This is a genomic window from Virgibacillus siamensis, from assembly GCF_900162695.1.
GTDB lineage: Bacteria > Bacillota > Bacilli > Bacillales > Amphibacillaceae > Lentibacillus > Lentibacillus siamensis_A.
In genome coordinates this window covers 428,139-448,583 of record NZ_FUIH01000007.1, presented here as the reverse complement: position 1 = coordinate 448,583, position 20,445 = coordinate 428,139, and the positions used below count along the sequence as shown (strand labels likewise).

The window sequence follows — 20,445 nt, the reverse complement described above, 5'->3', positions numbered from 1 at the left end:
TGATTCTGATAAGGATCAGCTTTTTTATCGTTTGTACTGTAACATTTTTCCGCAGTTATCGTCTAATCAAGTAACCCTGCTAACGAGGTGAACATGTGATGAATCGGAAAATCGTACTGTACTGTCTGGCTGGTTTGCTTGTAATTGGAGCCGTTGTTTTTTTCCTGCTGCCAAAAACTATTGGTGTCACGATTCCGGCTAAATCAAGTTATGCCCCCACATTTAAAGATTGGTCCATCCACTTTTCCGAAACAATGAATCCCAACACGTTTACAAGAAATACAGTAACCGTCTTAAATCAGAACAATGAAAAAGTTGATGTAACATTTAAATGGAACAAGGACCATACCATTCTAACATTAAAAGCACCAGAGTACGGCTATCAAATTGACCATACGTATATGATTACCGTTTCAGGTGCAGTTGAAACTGCAAATGGCAATGCATTGAATGATTCATTCTCATATTCCTTTACAGCCGTTGCTGAATTACCCACCATTAAGGACAAGGAACAGCTTGTTACATTGCTCCAAGAACGTATGAAGAACCAGAAGAAATGGCTGGGCAGACTGGAGCACGGCATTACGATGGAACGCTCACAAAGCGATCAGGCCAAAAACACAGCTGAAAAAGGAGCTCCCTCCTCTACAACCAATGTGCAGGTTAAAGGTGTTGATGAAGGTGATATCATCAAAACAGACGGTGATTATATTTATTTTTCCCGCGGTACAGATGTCATCATTGCCAAAGCTGCCAAAAAAAGCAGTAAAATACTGGGGAAAATAGCCATGCAAAACTTTCATCCGACTGAACTTTATTTACACGATGATTTACTGATTATGATCGGCAGCTCGAGTAAATTGTCACACAAACCATCCGCACCATCAACCGAGGTTAAGCGGGCCGTAATTCCCCAAGACAGAACAACGACACTGATTTACGATGTTGCTGATCCTAAGCATCCGAAAAAAATCCGTGAATTAACGATGGATGGTTCATTGATATCCAGCAGGAAAACAGATGGTTATTTATACTTGATTGCCAGCCAGCACCCGCCAATTCGGCTGATGAATAAGAAATCACCTAACAGCCGTGAACTAAGACCACAGATTAAAGACACTGCTGTTAGTAACAAAAATCACCCGCTCAGCTTTGACAGGATGCACTTCTTTCCTGAATCACAGGATGAATCCTTTTTGCTGCTTGGGTCAATTAATTTAAAAAACCCAGGTAAAAAAGCGGATATCACAGCCTATCTTGGCACTTCCAGCGAAGTATACATGTCCAGAGATAGTTTGTATCTTGCAGCAAACCGATTCAGAAAGGATTTTTCACAAGATAAGAAACGTTCGGAGCTTGCAATTGCCAGACCACCAGTTGATACAGAAATCAGCAAGTTCAACATTGAAGATGGTAATATTTCGTATCATGCTTCCACTGTTGTCGAAGGCAGGCTAATCAATCAATTTGCCATGGATGAACGTGACGGTGTTTTCCGCGTCGCTACAACAAAGGGTTCCGCTTGGAATGATGATACACCATCCACCAACAATCTTTACACATTTGATAAACAGATGAACCCGCTTGGCGAATTGACAGGACTGGCAAAAGACGAACGAATTTACAGTGTCCGGTTTATGGATGAGGTTGCTTACATGGTAACATTCAAGAAAACGGACCCGCTTTTCGTCATCGATTTAAAAAACCCAAAGAAACCGACAGTATTAGGAAAGCTGAAATTGCCTGGATTCAGCAATTATTTACACCCGCTCGATGATGATCATCTTATCGGATTTGGACAAAATACCAAGCTTGTTCAGTCTGAGAATGGACTGGAGCCACGGGTACAAATTGACGGTTTAAAAATTTCCGTCTTTGATGTCAGCAATCCGGCAAAACCGAAAGAAGAATACAGTAAAATAATCGGGGAAGGTCATTCCTATACAGAAGTGAATTACGATCATCACGCACTATATAAACATCCGGAGAACCCCATTTTCGGTTTCCCCGCCACCATTTATGACAGCAAAACCATTCATAAAGGAGATGCATCCTATCAGAATGATTCACTTGCCTTTTCTGGTCTATTTTTATATCGGATCACCCCGGACAATGGGATTCAGTTGAAAGACTCCATTACCCAACAGAAAAAATCCGATTACAATCGATACAAAAAATGGAATCATGAGATAAAACGGATGGTATCCGCCGGGGACATGATATACATCTTTTCACCAAGCACAATGCGTGTATATAATATATCCGAAGAGAACATCATCCAGACTATACAGCTTCCTGCATCCAACCTAAAATAGGTATGAAATTCCATCCCTTCGCATATAATTCCAGTAGGACAGGCACAACCTGATGTTGCGGGAGGGATTTCATGAGCATGAGCATTTTCGAATTAATTTCCATTTTTGAAATGGAACGAAACCAGCCGCCTGAATCAATTAATGCATTACTTGATTTCTACCAACGAAAATACGTCTCCAGTGAAATAGACTTGGACGAATACCGAAACGTATACTACTACCTGTACAGGCAAGGGGCCATTTCAGCACATGAATATGCATTTGAATAGGAAAAGAAACGGGTGGCTGATTTATTCCAAACCAGCTTCCCGTTTCTTTTGCTTTCGGCTAAGCAAGATAACTGCCCCTATAAAGACGACAAAAATGCCGACAATCATCCCAATAAACAGCCAATTAAACCCTGTGTCTTCCTGTACTATATAAACTTCCGCTGTCTCGCGGGCAAGGCCTATTTTAAACTTTCCATTATCACTTTCACGAACAAGGTTATCGCCAATCAAACCTTTCAGCATTTTGCCGGAAGGAACATCGGTAATGGAAATCGCCTGTGATGTCACATCATTATTAATCGCCACATATACCGATTGATCCTTATAGGTTCGTTTAAATAAGCTCATCGCACCACTCGTTCCAAGCAGTTCATAACTCCCCTTTTGCAGAGCCGGAAATTTGGTGCGAAGTGCTGATACCCGGTTATAATGCTTCTGCAGATCCTGTTTAGCGCTGTTGAACTTCACCAGTTCCAGACTTTCCGGAAAATCGCCGCCCATCGGGATTTCCGATCCTTGAAAAATCATCGGTGTTCCCGGTGCTGTATACAAATACGTTAAAGCAAGTTTCCATGTGGTCAGTGCATTACGACCGTTTTCATAAAACTTCTGGCTGAAACGTTCAGTTCGTTTATTGTCCAGAAAGCTGAGCCCTTTTCTTTTCCCGCTTTTCTCCCAGACATCGTAAATTGATTGAACGGGATTGCCTTCTTCTGCAAATGTTTTTACCATCGCCTGCTGCAGCGCATTGTTTTCCACAGCCTGAATGGAAGTATTCTTTATAAGATGGCCGGTGTATGTTTTCGGCTGCAAAATATCAGCCAACAGATAAAAATCAGGATATTCCTTATGAATTTGCTGAGTCAGTTTTTTTAAATAGTTTTGATTCATCTGGTCAGCAGCATGAAAGCGATATCCGTCAATCCCCGTTTTTTCAATCCAATAATCTGCAACATCTGCAATATAATCCTGCACTTCCGGATTGGACTGATCAAGTACGTTGACATCATCCAGCCATCTCGTATCCTGCAAGTTGTTTTCAGTGAACCAGTCTTTTTTTGCAGGATCATTTGCCAGGTTGCTTTCAGGTGAAACATAATTGGTGACAAGTTCCATCACTACTTTCATATCATGCTCATGTGCTTCCTTCACCAGTTTCTGCAAATCTTGCATCGTTCCAAACTGCTTTTCAACTTTATAAAAATCTGTAATCCAGTATCCATGGAAGCCATCAGGAGCATTTTCCATCACCGGTGAAAGAACAATTGTCGTAAATCCCAGTTCCTTCAATTTATCCAACTTGGAAATAACGCCTTCAAAATCCCCGCCATGGTATGCGTGCGGATCCTTTAAATTAATCTGTTCTCCATTTGACTGATCACCATTTTGAAAGCGATCGACCAAAATATTATAAATGATTTCACCTTTGATTCCCTCTTGTTTCGCCGCATCCACTGGATTTGCCATGCCGAACGAAACAAAGCCGATCAATAATATAAAAGCCAGCTGTTTCATATATGTACCCCTCTTAATTTGTTTTAATTAATAAATATATAAAATATGGTGTGCTTAAAATGGCAACCACAATGCCCACAGGAATTTGTGTCGGATTAAGCAGATTGTTGCCAATCGTATCCGATACCATCAATAACAATGCACCAATCAAGGCTGCAATTGGAATGATATACTGATGCAATGGCCCAATAATCTTTCGTGCAATATGCGGCACAACCAGTCCAAGGAATGCAATTGCTCCGCCTGCAGCAACACTTGCACCGGCTAGCGCAACAGCAATCAGCAACAGTGTGCGCCGTTCTTTTTCAACTTTGGAACCAAGGCCGGCAGCAACATCATCCCCCAATGTCAGCACATTGAGAATATGCGCCTTCTGCATTGCAAAGGGAACAAGCAGTAAAATCCAGGGCAACAATGCCCATACAAATGTCCAGTCCGCATTCCAAATGTCTCCGGAGAGCCAAACCGTTGCCTGCCGAAAATCCTGCGGGTCCATTTTCAGCTGAAAAATGATCAGTGCTGCACTAAAGCCCGCATTAACACCTATCCCAACCAAGATAAGCCGGATTGGATTAACACCGTTTTTCCAGGCTAGCAAATAAATCAATAATGCCGCAAACAATGCCCCGATTAAGGCGAACAACGGCATAATAAATACAGATAAAGTCGCGTTTATCGAATCCTGAATCAAAAAAATGAATAAAACAATTGCGAGGCCGGCGCCTGTATTGATGCCTAAAATCCCCGGATCAGCCAGGTCATTTTGCGTTACCCCCTGCAAAATGGTTCCGGAAACGGCCAGCCCAGTACCAATCAATAAAGCCAGAACAATTTCCGGCAGCCGAAAATCGAACAGAACCAATTCAAATCGATCAGTCCCTTGTCCAACTAGTGTTTTTACCACATCCAGCGGTGGCACTTGAATGACACCAGTGCTTAACGTTATGAAGAACATGATAACTATTAATATAACTAATAATGTGATGACACCAGCGAATTGTGTGGTTTTTTTATTCATGCTTTACCACCCCCGCTGCTTCCGCGTGCAAGATAGAGAAAAAATGGCACACCAATTAGTGATGTGATTGCCCCGACCGGTGTTTCAAACGGTGCGTTGATTACACGGGATAGAATATCAGAAAGCACCAGCAGCAAGGCACCAAAAATGGCTGAGGCCGGTATAATCCAGCGATAGTCAGTCCCCATAATAAAACGTGTCATATGGGGGATGATAAGCCCAAGAAAACCAACGGCCCCCGCAACAGATACGGCAGCCCCGGTCAAAATCAAAACCGTTAAAATGCCCATTACCTTGATTATAATATTACGCTGTCCTAACCCCGCTGCAACATCTTCACCAAGATTAAGTACCGTAATCGACCTTGAAATAGCAAAGGCAATAACCAGACCGAGTGCCCCTGCAATCAATAGCATTTGAATGGATGTCCAATCAGTTCCTGCCAACCCGCCGGCAAGCCAAAATCCAAGCTGTTTTTCCAGATTGAAATGCAGTGCGATTATAGACGAAATCGAACTCAATAACGTACCAATCGCAACACCGGCAAGGGCAAGCTTAACCGGTGTAAGACCACTGGTTGACAGCGAGCCGACCATAAAAACGAGCGCGACAGCAACACCCGCACCTGCAAGCGATGCAAAGGTCATGCCGATGGTAGATACACCCGAGGAAAATGCCAAAATCAAAACCAGTGCAAAAGCTGCTCCATCTGTTACCCCCATGATCGACGGGGATGCCAAAGGGTTTCTGGTCATCCCTTGCATAATCGCCCCGGATACTGCCAAAAAGGCACCAACCAGCGCTGCACCTACTGCTCTTGGCAGCCGAAGTTCCCGGATAATCTGATGAGAGGTGTTTTTCGGGTCGAAATCAACCACTGCTTGCCAAACCGTTTGCAAATGAATATCCGCCACTCCGTAAGCAATCGATATCCCGGCAGCAAAAACGAGCGCCATCGCCCCCGCAAACTGAATGATCATTTTTAATATGGATGAATGTTGAATTGTATGTAACATGAATATACTCCCGCTTATGTCAGTTGTTCATTGTCCCTAACCTTTCAAGTATAAGTCGTTCGCAGATTTGTTGCAATATCCGTGAAAAAGAAATTGACAGAACAATTGAAAATGATTATCATTACCGTTAGATGTTTCATTATACCATAAAAGGAGATCAGCATATGTTCACACGAAAAAAATCCTATGTTTTATTCAGCTGTCTGATCGTGAGTCTTGCCCTGATTATTTCAGCCTGTGGAAGTGATAACGAAGAATCTTCCTCCTCCGGCGACAGCAGCAATAATAATTCTGAAATAACAATGGACAGTAAAAAAGGTGAAGTAACCATCCCAAAAGATGCTGAACGCATTATCGCACCCTACCACGAAGATGCACTGCTGGCGCTTGGGGTAAAACCTGCCGCTAAATGGGCAATCGGAAACAGCATCCAAAATTATCTGGAAGGACAATTAAAAGACGTTCCAAAAATTGAGTGGAATCTGCCGCTTGAACAAGTGATGAAATACAACCCGGACTTGATTATTTTATCAAATACACTGGATAGCTATGAAGGATCCTATGAGGATTATCAGAAAATCGCTCCCACATATGTGTTGTCAGATGAAGCAGCCAATAATTGGCGCAAACAGATTGAGTTATTCGGTAAGATGCTCGGTAAAGAAGATAAAGCACAGAAGGTTTTAAAGCAGTATGACGATAAAGTTTCCAACGCAAAGGAAAAGCTGAACAAATCAATTGGTGATGAAACAGTCGCGATGATTTGGACGATGGGCAATAAATTTTACCTGTTTGAAAAAGACCGTCATGTTGCTGATATTGTTTATTCGGAATTAGGTATCAAAGCACCGGAAGTTGTCAAAAGTCTTGGCAAAGCACCAAATGACGCATGGAATGCTATCTCCATCGAGAAGCTCTCCCAGTTGAAAGCAGATCATGTCTTCCTGCTCGGGATGAAAGGTGAAGAAGGAATCAAAACATTGAAAAACAGCAGCGTATGGCAAAGCACGCCAGCTGCGAAGTCAGGTAACGTCTATGTCATGAATGATCCAAGTCACTGGACCAATGAAGGGCTAATCGCATCAGAAAAAACTATTGATGCTATTGTAGAAACCCTGGCTAAATAACACCCTTTAATACATTAAAAAAGTGGCAGCCTTTTGTATAAGGTCATGCCACTTTTTTGTGTTTAACTACGATTATAGGGTTAACAAACTTTTTTTATGGCAAAAATCCAAGTCCGAGACGGCCAAATCCAAGAATCATGGTAAGAATGACAGCGATGACCAGCTGAATCCACCAGCCTTTTGTCGCCTCTTCCCTGCCGGATTTCAGGCTGATCATTTCCATAGCAAAAATTGCCCAAATACCTGCAAGTCCTTTGAAGATTGCCTCGCCCATTTGCGGTGCTCCGAAATATCCCGCAAGCAGTGTGCCTCCAGAATATAAAATGAATAAGTAATCCAGTCTAAGTATCATTTGTACAATTTTAGCACCTTTAGCCTTGCCTGATTTATTCAGTATCACTACTACGATAAACAAAATAAAAGCCAGTGCCCATGCTGTAACGTGCAGATGTGTATTCATTTGAGTACCTTCCTTTCCAAATACTGCTACAATAAATCCATCATACCATGGACAAGACTAATTTTCATTTGAAAAATCTATGAACAATTCGGCTAATCTTCCGGGGCATTTCTCCTGATTTCGCAAATTATAGAATACTTGTCTGTTATAGAAGCCCATTATCCCCTAGCACTGATTTTTGTTTCCTCCCTTTATCCGTTACATAATTATTTTTAAACCATGCAACAAGCGAAGTAATCACCGTAAATAAAACCGAAATTCCCTGCTCCATCTCCTCCTGGCTAAATGGCAGCGGGGATTTTCCAAAAATCACAAGCACCTGATTCAATAAAGCCAGTGCCAATACAACAGAACGAATGATTGTACCTTTATCCATGCAGACATCTCCCTTTTATATGTTAATGTAATTTATTACAAAACACCTTTTAATGTGTATTTGAAACAAAGAGGAGACTTTCCGATAAATGTGAACTTTATCATTCTAATTGTGAACTTTAGCGAATCCATTATGAACTTTATCATTTTACCCAAGAACTTTAGCGAAAACCTTGTAAACTTTAGCGAATTATAAAAATCAGCCCTTTTCAACCTCACTCCCACGTATCTGAACCCGCCTCATCGGCTGGATTTTCTGATACGTCAGACTGCGCCACACCCATTCAAGCGGTCCGAAGCGGTATTTCACCATCCAGAACTTGCTTAATACCACCTGAAGACTGAATACGATTATGACGATACCGATGCTGACACTTGGGGTAATGGATCCATACAAGCCAAATCCCACACCATAAAACAAAACAAAACTAATTACAGATTGGAAAATATAATTGGTCAGCGACATGCGTCCGACATAAGAAAATGGTTGGAACAGCTTTGCACCGATTCTGCTTTGATATAAAAGCGTTATTGAGAAAAGGTAAAATAAAGCCGAGGCAGTGCCTCCAACATTATCCTGGATAAAATAAAACCATTCCGGATTGCCATATAAATACGGACCCCATTTCAAACTGATAAAAAAGAGCAAGCTCACACTCCACCAACTCCATATCACACGTTTGTTTGCCGCCGGTTCATGGAGCCAGCGTCTTCTTGCAATATACATTCCAAGTAAAAACATTGGGAGCAGCGTTGTAACGAATAAAAGATAAGTGAACAGCCCGTTTGAATATATCCAGTCATGTATGTTCTGTGAAATAATAACTGATAAATCATTGCTCAGGTAATTTTCTCTTGCCTGATTTATTCCGACAAAATTGGAATACCCCAAAAATTCCCGTACTTGAAACAAGTAATGGGAAAAATAAGAAACACTAAATCCCAGCAATACTATGGCATACGCCAATAATGTTTTATCTTTCCGATGAATGAATGCAATCAGGAATAACCCGATAATTCCGTATGACAGTAATATATCACCGCTCCAAATCAGAAATGCATGAACGATACCAAAACAAATCAGGATCAACAATCTGCGGAACAAAAATAGTTTTGCATTTATTCCTTTATCAATAACCCGTTCCATCATGATTTGAAACCCGAATCCGAACAAAATAGAGAACAATGTATAAAAACTCGCCTGGAAAAACACATCTTTAAATGCCTGGGTGAACTGGTCAACTGGTGCAGACCATGCCTCTTCCGCCCCGCCATACAAAAAATATGGAGCAGAAAAAGCCCCGATATTTACAATGAAGATCCCGAATATGGCAAAGCCCCGTGCAGCATCAATCCATGTAAGACGTTCTGAACCTTTTGTTGGTGTGATGGAGTTCATTTTGCCACCCCCTGCTAACTTTCTCATCTTTAACTCAATTATAGCGTGCTCATACCCGGCAATGGCCATAAAATATATTTACTATATAATTGCACTTTTAAATCTCCAAAAGCTTTGCCATATAATATTCATCAACAAATTCGCCATCTATCATAAGCGAATCCCTTTTTGTTCCTTCGATTTCAAAGTCCATCTTCCTATAAAGTGATAATCCTGCAGCATTCTTGGCAACTACCGTCAACTCTATACGACGTATCTTATGTTGTATTGCCCATTGATCCAGCCTGTCGTATAACTTACGGCCAACCCCTTGTCCTCTGTATTCTTCCAGGATTCCGATAACGATATAAATGGAATGCTTATTACGTTTTGCATTTCCGCCGATAGCCATCAGAAAACCAATTAAATTGGCTTTTTCATTTTCAACAACAAATATAGTGGAATTCTCTTTTTGGAGAAATGAATCTATTATCTTCAGCTGCTTATCAGAATCAATTTTTCTTTCACCTGCCTCCCACAGCATATATTTTGAATTTTTTTCAACCTGATAAGTGAGCTGAATAAACTTTTCCGCATCCGAAGTCTTTATTTCTCTAATCTCCATTTTGCTTCCCCCTGGTTTTTCCATTCCTTATTCGATTATAAATCATTAATGAAAAGGCCAACCAAAAGTTGGCCGACCTTTAATGATTAACCTCGAAGTTGATTTTTAAAAAACAATACCGTTTCCAGTTCATCTTCCCTGTCCTCAAAAATATTTAGTTCTTTACCAACCGCTATAGCAAATTCTATATATGCGTTTCCTTCAGCTGTTATCAAGTTTTCGCACACCGTAACATCTGCTTCACTCAAATTTTTTCCATCAAAATAATGCGCATATTCCGGTTCATCGTCAACAGACGTTGAAAATTTTCGATCATGCAATATACTGGCTGCAGCCAGAAAAGTGGACGCACCACAAATTGCCGCAATCCATTTATGTTCATTATCAAACGCACGAATAATGTTTAACAAATCATCTTCCGCGACTAACGGTTCCGGCTCACCTCCCGGAATAACCAAAATATCAAAATCTGCAGGATCAACTGCTTCAATCAACAAATCAACCTTCACTCTGAAGTTTCCAGCATCAATAACATCAGCACTTAAAGCAGCAGTTTTCACCTCAATGCCTGAAATATTTAACATGTACGATAACGGACTGATTTCCCAACCAACATATCCATCATACAAAAAGAATAATGCTTTCACCCATACATCTCCCTCTACTTTTTAGTCTAAGAAACGGAACGACCTGGATATACCATTATTTTCTTGATTTTCATAGGAATCAGCCCCTTCAGCAATAAAAATAATTAATCAAACTGATTTTACCACAATATTTGTAAAATTAAAATCTCAATTATTTGGCAAAAAAAGGACACTTTTCATCATCAGAAAAGCGTCCTTAAATACATTAATTGCCGCTACCTTTGCAATTATCACTACATTTCCATCACAGCAAAATAGTTATCCTCACGGTCAGCAAAGTTAAATACCCGGCCAGCTGGCATTTTTACAATGTCGCCTACCGTGACATTTTCAGCCGATAATTTTTCGTGCAGTTGTTCGAGGTTCTCCGTAAAAAACATTAGCGAAGGAGTGCCAAGATTCAGCTCCGGCTGCATTCTGGCAATCAATTCCTAGAAGGGTATCGGAATTTTTCAAATTTTAGTTTGTGTACATATGCCATTCCCGATTCAGCATTGACATTGTATGTGCATCCACCCATTGTCCATCAAATCGCAAGGCATCCCGTTTGGTTCCCTCATGTTTAAACCCTGCCTTTTCATATACATGGCGTGCTCTTGGATTAAAATCATATACTTCCAATTCAACCCGATGCAAATTCAAATCCCTGAACGCATACGTCATTGTGAGGTTGACAGTTTCTGTTCCAAAGCCATGACCTGTAACACCGGCAATCCAAATACGAAAATTACAACTGCTATTACCTGCGTCATAATCATTCAGGACAGACTCACCGATAATTTCCCCATCCGATTTCCGTACAATCATGAAAACAGTTCGTTCGTCAGATACTGCCCAGTCACCATATAACTTCTTCAACTTATTTGTTTCGTAACTCTCAATTTCAGCATCACTGGAATGAACCGACCCCGTAAGGATATTTACTTCACGATCAAGCAATAGCTGTTGCAGAGAATCCACGTCAGCCGTTTGGACCGGGCGCAGTATTATCTTATCACCTGTTATTTCAGGTTTATATTTGAATATACTCATATGAAATCGCCACTTTCTCTGTACAAATATCCCCTTTTTATTCTGGGACTTGCTCAAATTTTATTTTTCTAAAAGTCCCCAAACATTCCCAAATGGATCCAGCAGCTGACAAACCCAAACTTCATCCACCCCATAAATCGGCCCGCGAAATAAAGAACACCCATGTGATTCAAAGTGTGCAATTGTTTTTTTAATGTCAGCCACCCTCCAGTATATAACCTGCCCCGCAATACCAGAAGAGGTTTTCTCATCACTGGGATGTACAGCTACCGTCGTATCAGCTGCATGAAAGGCACAATAATTCGCATGGTCAAAATAAGGCTCACTGCCAAGCAAATCACTGAACCATTTTTTCGCATCCTGCACATCATCTACAAAAAATAATACCTCTTCCACACCTAATAGATCCCCCAAAGAATTCCCTCCAAACAAATCCAGGCAAGTTCCCGCAGAATGCACTATCCTGGGGAAACTTGCTATTTAATCAAAAATCGCACTAAATTGAAGCGGCTTTATACTTTCGAATCCATATTGGCTGCAACTGTATCCCGAATATGCCTAACAGCTGCAGGATCCTCCAGTCCGGTTACATCACCGGCGACATCCCCTTTGATTACAACTTCTTTCAAAAGACGCCGCATGATTTTCCCGCTGACTGTTTTGGGCATTGATTCTACAAAGAAAATATTTTGTGGGCGGGCTAATTGACCAATCCCTTCCACAATGCTTTGTTCAATTTGCTTTTTCAATTCATTGTCGGCATTGAACCCATCAGCCAGTGTCGCAAAAACGATTGGAACTTCCCCCTTGATTCGATCCGGTGTGCCGATGACTGCTACTTCCGAGACAGCGTCACATTCGAGGACGGCATTCTCCATTTCCATGGTGCTTAAACGATGCCCCGATACATTAAAAGCATCATCAGAACGTCCAACAACCCAGAAATATCCATCTTCGTCCTCTAAAGCAATATCACTTGCATAATAACGCCCTTCAACCTGGCTGTAATATTTTTCATAATATCTGGTTGGTTCTTTCCATAGTGTCCGGCAGAGCATCGGGAACGGCTTGCGGATAACCAAATTACCCAATGTGCCTTTAGGAACGGAATTCCCTTCATTATCCACGATGTCCATATCAGCACCCAAAAATTGAACACCCGCCGACCCAGGCTTCATCGGTGTTAGCCAAGCAGCTCCTGCCAAAGGACATCCAGCTGTCTCCGTTTGTCCCCATGTGTTATTCACACAAATATTTCCTCCGCCAAGTACATCTTTTGTCCAATGCCATGTATCCGGATCAAACGGTTCGCCTACCAATGAAACAACATCAAGACAAGATAGATTATAAGGCTGAAGCGCCTTTTCACCAAGACTTCTAAGCATTCGCAAGGCGGTTGGGGCTGTAAATAGCTTATTCACACGGTATTTATCGATAATTTGGTAAATACGATCCTGTTCCGGATAATTGGGCGCACCTTCATAAACAACGGTTGTAACGCCATTTGCCAAAGATCCAACAACTCCCCAGATATGCATCGTGAGCCAGCCGACATCCGCAGTACACCAAAAAACATCATCCGGGCGGTGGTCCATATGATATTTGGCATATACATAGTTTTGAACGACGAAGGCCATTCCGGAATGAACAACCCCTTTAGGTTTACCCGTCGTCCCACTTGTAAAGAAGACAATACCAGGCTCATTTGCCTCAACATGGGCAGGCTCAAACTGAATGGATGCTTTTTTCTGTTCTTCGTGCCACCAGAAATCCTTTCCTTTTTCCATTGGCGGGTTTGTACCCATTCGGTCAACGACGACAACAGCATCAACACTGGCAATTTCATCAATTACATGGTCAACCTTTTCTTTAAGCGGAATTACTTTACCACGGCGCAAACTTGCATCAGCTGTAACGATGACTTTCGGCTCGTAACTGGACAACCGATCTTCCAACGATTGCTCGGAAAAACCGGAGAAAATTGTACTGTATACAGCCCCGATTCGGAAACAGGCAAGGATTGCTATAAACGATTCCGCCAAATTAGGGAGATAAATGGCAACGGGATCACCTTTTTTCACTCCCAGTGATTGAAGAACATTGGAAAAACGATTCACTTCGGCAAGTAACATCTGATACGTATAAAAGCTTGTCTTCCCGTCCTCTCCTTCCCAAATCAGGGCGGTTTTATTGCCCGCACCATTAGCGATATGCCGGTCTAACAGGTTGTAACAGGGATTACTGATTCCCCCTTTAAAAAACTCAAAATCAGGCAAGCTGCCACTTATTGTTTCTTCCCATGGTTTAAACCAATGCAGTTCTTGCGCAACCTCATTCCAAAATGTCTCAGGATCCTCCTGCGACTGTTTTAGCAGAGTTTGAAAAGCCTCACTGCTTCCCATCTCTGTTGATCCCTGTTTCGTCTTATCAGGGTATACAATCTTGCTTTCCCTGATGATATCGTGAATTCCTCCCAAATCAGTACTCAATCGAATCTCCTCCTTATCAGATGTTTTTACCGTGTTCAACTCTATTAACGGTAGACCCTCCGTTGAAAACGCTGTCATTTCACAATATATCGTTATCTGAAAATAATGATTGTTGTAATATACTAACAATATATCCATTTATGAAGGGGTTGTCAATAAGAGACAATCAATAAAAGCCCATGGTCATCGAGTCTTTGCTAACATAACTTTTCCCTTTAATAAAAATTCAAATTGTCGTTTCAACAAAAAAACACTGCTTCTATTTATGGAATATAATAGAAGCAGTGTTTTTTGTTTTTAATACTATTTCCGTAAAATCTTCTCCATCGCTTTTCCCTTTGCTAATTCATCTATCAGTTTATCCAAATAACGAATTTCCTGCATCGTTGGTTCTTCAATGTTTTCCACTCTGACACCGCAGATCACACCTTTAATTAACGTTCGTGAAGGATTCATCTGGGGTGCTTCCGCGAAAAAGGTCTCAAAATCCACCTGTTTTTCCAGTTTCGCTTCCAACTCTTCCTGACTATATCCTGTCAACCAACGGATGATTTCATCAACTTCTGATTTCGTACGTCCTTTTTTCTCCGCCTTAGTAACATAATGGGGGTAGACACTTGCGACACTCATTGTATAAATCTTATGTTTTGCCATGATACATGCTCCCTTGTCTTTTTGATCGAATGTTATTTAATTATAGCATCAAATAAAACCATCTATAATCATCTACCTGATTTCGGAAAGAAAAAAGACTGTTCATTACTTAAGACAACCTTCTTTTTGCGGAAAATCATAAAAGGGGTCTTTATAATGAATGGCAAGTTGATACTTGCCTTTACAACACTCACCTTCTTTCCCCTGACATCGAACCTCCAACTTTTTTATACAAGGAACTGTAATCGACTGTGTCTGTCCCTTCTCTATTGTCAAAGTTAAAACGTTGTTGATAAAGATCTCCATCAATTCACAACCAGAACTATAAAAAATACTGACTGTTCCCACTGAATAAGGCAATAATGTTCTCCAAAGCAATGTTTTTTTAGATGCATTACACTCTACATTGATATTACCACAGATATCATCGGTTATAATTTCAGCTTTATCAGATGCAAGATGTTTACAGTCACGGATGTTTGTCGAATGAACAGTTTTTTAGATTTGCGCCCAATTCATTGAAGTAACACATATTCTATTTTTCACGTACTTCTTTTTGTTTGTCTGAACTCTGATACCAATATAGGGCAAGGTCTAGCTAGTCTTGCTCATCACTATCTTTCTGTACATGCCATTAAACATTAAAGGCGTATCTTCTTTAATAGATAAAGTCTCTTTATTTTGCTCATACATCTTCCCAAAGTTCAGACCTATGTCCGTACCAAGCAGCTTGATTAACGGTCTGACTGCTTTTTTAACAGGAGAAAGTTCTTTATCTTCAGGTGCAAATTTATCAAATATGATAATCTCTCCGTTTGGTTTTAAAACCCTTACCATCTCTTTGATACATTTATCTACATCAGGAACAACCGATAAAACAAGACTTCCAACCACCACATCGAAATGATTATCCTGAAAGCTCATGTCCTGTGCATCCATTTTTAAAAACTTTATGGATGAACTTTTGAATTTAAATTTAGCCTTCTCCAGCATTTCGTTCGTGTAGTCTATTGCTGTAATGTTTAATTCCGTATGATTGAGCTGTTCCAATTCCGCTCCCGTTCCTACACCGACGAAAAGTATATTTTGATTTTCATTAAAATTGTTTCCTTGAAATATCTTTTTTCGAACCTGAAGGAATTTTCCTGAATTAAAAACGCGATCATAAACAGGAGACCACAATTTATATACGAATTCATTCCAGCGATTGCCCATTTTTCACCTCATTAAGGTAAGTTCTGACTATTTACGCATGGTTTCAACGAAGTTAAGGATATTCAGTCCAAAATATTTTAATGCTCCTTTTGATCCTTTTAGCCCATGCCCGGCTTCAAGGTGTTTAAATATGGCGACACCAAGAACAATATTAATCATAACGGTCCCAATTCGAACAAACTTTTTCCCGAAAACTGACATTAATAGAAATATTGATCCTATCAGTTCAAAAAAGCCGGCGAGCCGCATCGCATTTCTTGATAAATTAAATCCATCCTTAAATTGGCGGGCTGTTTGCTCGTCATTTTTCACTTTCGGTAAGCTGCTGTTAATTATTTCTTTTGCTACATAACCATTTGCTACGTGCTTTAACATGATGACATTCACTCCTGATTGATTGTTTAGTATTCCAAATTACACATTTAAGCCTATCGTAAAAAGCTGTCTTTCGAAAGGATTTCATTCCGGATTTTTATTCCTCCAACAAAAAAAACTTTTTCCATCCTTCACAGTATTAAGTTTATTAATTTGCTTCATTTTACTATTTCAATTTATGATTGTACATATGTTTTAAATTCAATGGCTTTCAATGAAAAACTAAAAAGGAGTAAAGTTAAATGAGAGTATTTTTTCCATCCTTGCAATGGGCCCTATTTATATTAATGAGCAGTGTAGTTGTTCCGATTGCTATTGCTTCCAATTATGGACTTCATGATATTGCAACAATAGAGTTTGTACAACGGACATTATTCGTGCTTGGGCTTGCGGGTATTCTACAAGTTCTATTTGGACACCTTATGCCCATACAAGAAGGGCCGGCAGGTTTGTGGTGGGGCGTTTTTACTTTGTATGCCGGATTAGGTACTGTTTTATTCGGTTCACATAACGAAACATTACGTGTGTTACAATACGCTTTTTTATTAAGCGGAATTATTTTTATCATTTTAAGTTTTTTCGGATGGGTGGAAAAACTAGCACGCTTGTTTACACCAACAATTGTCGGGATCTATTTAATTCTGCTGGTAGCACAGTTAAGCGGTTCGTTTTTCCATGGAATGTTTGGGCTTAATGGGGAAAATCATACTGTAAAACTTGGGGTGCTTCTGCTTTCACTGTTAATTATCATACTTTCTTATTGCTTTATGAAAATCCCGAAGATTGGTCATTATTCTGTCCTGTTCAGTATTGTTTTTGGCTGGTTGTTATTTTATATATTTGATTTTTCAAAGCCTGTTACAGAAGTGAACCAATTTATAAAGCCTCCGGAAATCTTTGCGTTTGGGATACCTAGGGTCGAACCCAATATGATTATCATGGTCTTTATTATTACGTTATTGCTGCTTGCTAACTTGCTGGCTACTGTAAGCGTTGTTCAACAAGTACTGAAACGTCATAATGTCAGGACGTACAACAACCGTTTGAAGCAAACCGGAATTATTTCAGGGGTTAACCAATTGCTGGCCGGATTGTTTTCAGCCATAGGAGCTGTGCCTATATCCGGTTCAGCAGGCTTTATAAAAACAACAAAAATAACCAGCAGAAAACCCTTTATCATTGGATCCCTAATCATTATATGTATCAGCTTTTTTCCACCATTCACGGCATTTGTTGCGGCACTGCCGGAAGCTGTTGGGTATGCAGCCATTTTCCCGGTTTTTGCCAGTATCATCAGTTTAGCCTTACAAGAATTTGAAGCGGTGAAAAACAAGGAAATTCTGTTCCGGGTTGCTGGTATATCGTTATTTGCGGGAATTGGTACGATGTTCATTCCATCCGAGGCATTTGCGGGAATATCTCCATTACTGGTCTCTATATTGAGTAATGGTCTTGTCTTTGGCGCACTTATTGCAATCATTGTTGAAACAATTTTAAACCGGATTAACAAAACCGCCGAAATCGGGAAATAATGAATAGTTTTTAATGGAAACTAATACTATTACATTGGTTGCTATTTTAAAGGGCCGCAAGCAGCAACTTGCGACCCGGACAGTTATCCGCAAGGCACGGCGACTCCGAATCGGGATATTCAAAAAGTAATTACCCTATGTTTACGGAGACTGGGTGATTACTTCTTTTCATGGCTGCCAACAATTAAAACAACGAGTGTTCCGAATCTCAACATCAACTCGAGGGTCTGGTCAATATCAATCACTCGCTCACCCCTTTCCAAGGGGATCCAAAGCCGCCAAGTAAAAGAATAATACAATTTACCGCTTTCACGAGAAGCGTCACCCTGAATAACATGTCTACTTTAGTATACTACAAAACAAGTGTTCTATGTGGGAATTTTTAATAAATAGTAAAATATTCCCATAAATCAGTATTTTTTCACTTAAATATGCTTTTTTATTCTGTTGGAGGGAAAACAGACACCACGGCAGGAATGTCCAACTTATTTCGCTTCTTTTACATTCACGTGATTCACAGTTTGATCGAACCCATTTATAATCGGGTTATTTCCAATAACAAAATGCAGTTCATAGTTACCTGTTTTATAAACATAATCGACTTCATCCGTACCCGGAACGTTAAGAATTTCATCTGCAGTACCCAGCTGGTCACCTAATAAATCGGGTGTAATGCCCCCAAGATTAGTTTGTCGTTCAACACCCGTACCGAAATAACGTATCTCTTTTATGGTGTTGTCATTATGATACGCAAATCCAAATCCCGGTTGTCCCATCTCCCAGTGATACAAATCAAATTGGCCTTCAACTTTTTGGGGAATGCCTAGCTTTTGGTGAACAGCTCTTTCGGTACTTTTATCAATTTTAAGCCCTTGGACATTTCCCGGCATTTCACCCTTAGAGGCTGAATTGTAAATTTTGTTTAACGTATTAACAGCACCTTGATTTGAAGTGTTGAGAATGGCTGTTGTTCCAGATGATGCATATGCCGCATTCTCCGATAACATTCCTACTCCCAGTACAGAACCGATCACTAATGAAGCTACAGTTACCATTTGTAAAACTTTTTTGGAAAACATTTTGTGTCTCCTTTCTAAAATAAGTTATAATATTATCTACCCTTATTTCCAAATACATTAACTGAAATGGTTTTTTGATATAATTCAATATTAAAAAGGAGGAGAAAAATGACTAATCGGGTTGGATCACAAAAAAGTATAGTGATTGGTTATTTATTCTGGTTTTTCTTGGGACAACTTGGAATTCATCGAATCTATACTGGACGAACAGGTTCTGGTATTGCACAAATATTATTAGGGGTGCTTGGATGGATGATGACATCAATATTAATAGGTTGGCTACTTCTTATACCTCTTTGGATTTGGTTATTTATTGATATATTCCTTATTCCGTCTATGTGTCGAAATCCGCGCTGAGATAAATGCCGCTTTCAACACGATTCTGCTTTGCAGCATACAGAGAGCCTAATTTCTCCTTCAAAGAAGGAGAAATTAGGCTTAAGACTTTTGTATAAATCTGTTAATAAATATATATGGACAATATGAATAACAATTTCCTGATCCCACTATTTGAAATTTTTTTCTTTCTGAACAACATAAAAGAGATTTCCGTCCGGATCTTCTAATACGATATAATCATGATCTTCTTCATATCTCCAAGGATAGGAGTGGAACTGAAATTTTCTTTATTACAGGCGCCAATCTTTATAACAGAAAAGTGCCCGGTCGTTGTAATATTATTGGTTTCGAGCCATCCAGAGTAACCTTCTACCCTTGGACAAATTCAAAAGGCTGGTTACCCATAATATCAACATGGAACCTAATCCAACCAATGTCCACCATAAGTTAATCTGATGCTGTCCGAAACTAATCTTTAATGGCACAAAGAGTAGTAGTGTCACACTTGCCAGTAGACAAAAAAGCATCCCTGTAACATAGTAGAGTCTAACTTTAAAAAGGTAAGCCAGTGGAAAAAAGTGAACCCCGACAATAATAGCCATAACCGGAAAGAACCAATCGAAATGTCCAACAGAATTGCATATGATAGCAGCAATGATAATCAATGCAAACTCCGCAGCAAAAACAATATTAAACCACCTGCCGACATCCTTTGAATTACGGGAATTTGTATTAGATAGGTTTCTGGAGCCCTTAATCAATGCAATTCCAGAGAAAAATAATGCGGCCCCGATCAATACAGCCAGAATCAGTAACCAGATAGAACCTAATTCCTGTAAACCCCCAATCCCAACATCCGCCCAAATAGTTCCAAAAAAAGCCATAAACATAACCCCTGAAGCTGTACCACGTACATTCTCTTTAGAGACAACAATCTCTGACAAACGCATCTTCCTCTCCGAAAATTTATTTTATCAATTTACTC

At 40.1% G+C, this 20,445-nt stretch carries 22 protein-coding genes and 1 pseudogene; 5 read left to right on the top strand and 18 right to left on the bottom strand.

Annotated features, from left to right (window positions below; translation table 11 throughout):
- Window positions 1-98 precede the first annotated feature (98 nt).
- Window positions 99-2,315 carry a beta-propeller domain-containing protein gene (locus B1K71_RS05910; protein WP_077325057.1) on the top strand — a complete coding sequence of 739 codons (2,217 nt, stop codon included), beginning with the start codon at window positions 99-101 and terminating at the stop codon, window positions 2,313-2,315.
- A 71-nt stretch (window positions 2,316-2,386) separates the two neighbouring features.
- Window positions 2,387-2,584: a YppF family protein gene (yppF, locus tag B1K71_RS05905; RefSeq protein ID WP_245799183.1), complete on the top strand. Its 198-nt coding sequence runs from the start codon at window positions 2,387-2,389 to the stop codon at window positions 2,582-2,584.
- 21 nt (window positions 2,585-2,605) lie between these two features.
- On the opposite strand, the gene B1K71_RS05900 is transcribed toward yppF, so the two are convergent.
- From B1K71_RS05900 to B1K71_RS05890, 3 genes are read right to left on the bottom strand one after another with little or no spacing between them, the layout of a single operon-like run.
- Entirely contained in the window at window positions 2,606-4,099 is a 1,494-nt protein-coding gene (locus B1K71_RS05900) for an alpha-amylase family glycosyl hydrolase (RefSeq protein WP_077325056.1), read from the bottom strand.
- Window positions 4,100-4,112: 13 nt separating this feature from the next.
- On the bottom strand, window positions 4,113-5,117 hold the full coding sequence (locus B1K71_RS05895; protein WP_077325055.1) for a FecCD family ABC transporter permease: 1,005 nt from the start codon (window positions 5,115-5,117) through the stop codon (window positions 4,113-4,115).
- On the bottom strand, window positions 5,114-6,133 hold the full coding sequence (locus tag B1K71_RS05890; RefSeq protein WP_077325054.1) for a FecCD family ABC transporter permease: 1,020 nt from the start codon (window positions 6,131-6,133) through the stop codon (window positions 5,114-5,116). The genes B1K71_RS05895 and B1K71_RS05890 overlap by 4 nt, the downstream gene beginning before the upstream one ends.
- A 164-nt stretch (window positions 6,134-6,297) precedes the next feature.
- Here B1K71_RS05890 and B1K71_RS05885 point away from each other — a divergent pair, with 164 nt between their 5' ends.
- Window positions 6,298-7,260, top strand: coding sequence for an iron-hydroxamate ABC transporter substrate-binding protein (locus B1K71_RS05885; protein WP_077325053.1), 963 nt, complete (start codon window positions 6,298-6,300; stop codon window positions 7,258-7,260).
- A 94-nt stretch (window positions 7,261-7,354) separates the two neighbouring features.
- Here the strand turns inward: B1K71_RS05885 and B1K71_RS05880 are convergent, their stop codons facing one another.
- The 13 genes and pseudogenes from B1K71_RS05880 to B1K71_RS05820 form a co-directional block, all read right to left on the bottom strand.
- Window positions 7,355-7,720, bottom strand: a complete 366-nt coding sequence (locus B1K71_RS05880) for a YisL family protein (RefSeq protein WP_077325052.1) — start codon at window positions 7,718-7,720, stop codon at window positions 7,355-7,357.
- A gap of 145 nt (window positions 7,721-7,865) precedes the next feature.
- On the bottom strand, window positions 7,866-8,096 hold the full coding sequence (locus tag B1K71_RS05875; protein WP_077325051.1) for a phage holin: 231 nt from the start codon (window positions 8,094-8,096) through the stop codon (window positions 7,866-7,868).
- 198 nt (window positions 8,097-8,294) lie between these two features.
- Complete coding sequence (locus B1K71_RS05870) at window positions 8,295-9,494, bottom strand: DUF418 domain-containing protein (protein WP_077325050.1); 1,200 nt, start codon at window positions 9,492-9,494, stop codon at window positions 8,295-8,297.
- Between the two features lie 97 nt (window positions 9,495-9,591).
- A complete protein-coding gene (locus tag B1K71_RS05865) occupies window positions 9,592-10,098 on the bottom strand; it encodes a GNAT family N-acetyltransferase (RefSeq protein ID WP_077325049.1) in 507 nt (168 codons plus the stop codon).
- A gap of 86 nt (window positions 10,099-10,184) precedes the next feature.
- Window positions 10,185-10,745 (bottom strand): DJ-1/PfpI family protein, encoded by a 561-nt coding sequence (locus tag B1K71_RS05860; protein ID WP_077325048.1) that lies wholly within the window; start codon window positions 10,743-10,745, stop codon window positions 10,185-10,187.
- A gap of 233 nt (window positions 10,746-10,978) precedes the next feature.
- Window positions 10,979-11,176: pseudogene (locus tag B1K71_RS05855) on the bottom strand (VOC family protein); the annotation flags it as partial.
- A gap of 28 nt (window positions 11,177-11,204) precedes the next feature.
- A complete protein-coding gene (locus tag B1K71_RS05850) occupies window positions 11,205-11,777 on the bottom strand; it encodes a GNAT family N-acetyltransferase (RefSeq protein WP_217697234.1) in 573 nt (190 codons plus the stop codon).
- 60 nt (window positions 11,778-11,837) lie between these two features.
- Entirely contained in the window at window positions 11,838-12,191 is a 354-nt protein-coding gene (locus tag B1K71_RS05845; RefSeq protein ID WP_245799182.1) for a VOC family protein, read from the bottom strand.
- A 98-nt stretch (window positions 12,192-12,289) separates the two neighbouring features.
- A complete protein-coding gene (locus B1K71_RS05840) occupies window positions 12,290-14,266 on the bottom strand; it encodes an acetate--CoA ligase (protein ID WP_245799181.1) in 1,977 nt (658 codons plus the stop codon).
- Window positions 14,267-14,569: 303 nt separating this feature from the next.
- A complete protein-coding gene (locus B1K71_RS05835) occupies window positions 14,570-14,920 on the bottom strand; it encodes a DUF2200 domain-containing protein (protein WP_077325045.1) in 351 nt (116 codons plus the stop codon).
- A 105-nt stretch (window positions 14,921-15,025) separates the two neighbouring features.
- On the bottom strand, window positions 15,026-15,358 hold the full coding sequence (locus tag B1K71_RS20380) for an S-Ena type endospore appendage (RefSeq protein ID WP_428848867.1): 333 nt from the start codon (window positions 15,356-15,358) through the stop codon (window positions 15,026-15,028).
- A gap of 156 nt (window positions 15,359-15,514) precedes the next feature.
- Window positions 15,515-16,135 carry a class I SAM-dependent methyltransferase gene (locus B1K71_RS05825; RefSeq protein ID WP_077325043.1) on the bottom strand — a complete coding sequence of 207 codons (621 nt, stop codon included), beginning with the start codon at window positions 16,133-16,135 and terminating at the stop codon, window positions 15,515-15,517.
- A gap of 27 nt (window positions 16,136-16,162) precedes the next feature.
- Window positions 16,163-16,513: a hypothetical protein gene (locus B1K71_RS05820; RefSeq protein WP_077330055.1), complete on the bottom strand. Its 351-nt coding sequence runs from the start codon at window positions 16,511-16,513 to the stop codon at window positions 16,163-16,165.
- Between the two features lie 239 nt (window positions 16,514-16,752).
- Here B1K71_RS05820 and B1K71_RS05815 point away from each other — a divergent pair, with 239 nt between their 5' ends.
- Complete coding sequence (locus B1K71_RS05815; protein WP_077325042.1) at window positions 16,753-18,042, top strand: purine/pyrimidine permease; 1,290 nt, start codon at window positions 16,753-16,755, stop codon at window positions 18,040-18,042.
- A gap of 485 nt (window positions 18,043-18,527) precedes the next feature.
- On the opposite strand, the gene B1K71_RS05810 is transcribed toward B1K71_RS05815, so the two are convergent.
- A complete protein-coding gene (locus tag B1K71_RS05810) occupies window positions 18,528-19,121 on the bottom strand; it encodes a YjgB family protein (RefSeq protein WP_077325041.1) in 594 nt (197 codons plus the stop codon).
- A 108-nt stretch (window positions 19,122-19,229) separates the two neighbouring features.
- Between B1K71_RS05810 and B1K71_RS05805 the strand changes: the two genes are divergently transcribed.
- Window positions 19,230-19,478 carry a TM2 domain-containing protein gene (locus tag B1K71_RS05805; protein ID WP_077325040.1) on the top strand — a complete coding sequence of 83 codons (249 nt, stop codon included), beginning with the start codon at window positions 19,230-19,232 and terminating at the stop codon, window positions 19,476-19,478.
- A gap of 320 nt (window positions 19,479-19,798) precedes the next feature.
- Here the strand turns inward: B1K71_RS05805 and B1K71_RS05800 are convergent, their stop codons facing one another.
- Entirely contained in the window at window positions 19,799-20,404 is a 606-nt protein-coding gene (locus tag B1K71_RS05800) for a DUF7010 family protein (RefSeq protein WP_245799180.1), read from the bottom strand.
- Window positions 20,405-20,445: the final 41 nt, after the last annotated feature.

Excerpts from the sequence above, each read along its gene's own strand:
- B1K71_RS05910 (WP_077325057.1), top strand. The coding sequence starts at position 99 with ATGAATCGGAAAATCGTACTGTACTGTCTGGCTGGTTTGCTTGTAATT.
- yppF (WP_245799183.1), top strand. The coding sequence starts at position 2,387 with ATGAGCATGAGCATTTTCGAATTAATTTCCATTTTTGAAATGGAACGA.
- B1K71_RS05900 (WP_077325056.1), bottom strand. The coding sequence starts at position 4,099 with ATGAAACAGCTGGCTTTTATATTATTGATCGGCTTTGTTTCGTTCGGC.
- B1K71_RS05895 (WP_077325055.1), bottom strand. The coding sequence starts at position 5,117 with ATGAATAAAAAAACCACACAATTCGCTGGTGTCATCACATTATTAGTT.
- B1K71_RS05890 (WP_077325054.1), bottom strand. The coding sequence starts at position 6,133 with ATGTTACATACAATTCAACATTCATCCATATTAAAAATGATCATTCAG.
- B1K71_RS05885 (WP_077325053.1), top strand. The coding sequence starts at position 6,298 with ATGTTCACACGAAAAAAATCCTATGTTTTATTCAGCTGTCTGATCGTG.
- B1K71_RS05880 (WP_077325052.1), bottom strand. The coding sequence starts at position 7,720 with ATGAATACACATCTGCACGTTACAGCATGGGCACTGGCTTTTATTTTG.
- B1K71_RS05875 (WP_077325051.1), bottom strand. The coding sequence starts at position 8,096 with ATGGATAAAGGTACAATCATTCGTTCTGTTGTATTGGCACTGGCTTTA.
- B1K71_RS05870 (WP_077325050.1), bottom strand. The coding sequence starts at position 9,494 with ATGAACTCCATCACACCAACAAAAGGTTCAGAACGTCTTACATGGATT.
- B1K71_RS05865 (WP_077325049.1), bottom strand. The coding sequence starts at position 10,098 with ATGGAGATTAGAGAAATAAAGACTTCGGATGCGGAAAAGTTTATTCAG.
- B1K71_RS05850 (WP_217697234.1), bottom strand. The coding sequence starts at position 11,777 with ATGAGTATATTCAAATATAAACCTGAAATAACAGGTGATAAGATAATA.
- B1K71_RS05835 (WP_077325045.1), bottom strand. The coding sequence starts at position 14,920 with ATGGCAAAACATAAGATTTATACAATGAGTGTCGCAAGTGTCTACCCC.
- B1K71_RS05825 (WP_077325043.1), bottom strand. The coding sequence starts at position 16,135 with ATGGGCAATCGCTGGAATGAATTCGTATATAAATTGTGGTCTCCTGTT.
- B1K71_RS05815 (WP_077325042.1), top strand. The coding sequence starts at position 16,753 with ATGAGAGTATTTTTTCCATCCTTGCAATGGGCCCTATTTATATTAATG.
- B1K71_RS05810 (WP_077325041.1), bottom strand. The coding sequence starts at position 19,121 with ATGTTTTCCAAAAAAGTTTTACAAATGGTAACTGTAGCTTCATTAGTG.
- B1K71_RS05805 (WP_077325040.1), top strand. The coding sequence starts at position 19,230 with ATGACTAATCGGGTTGGATCACAAAAAAGTATAGTGATTGGTTATTTA.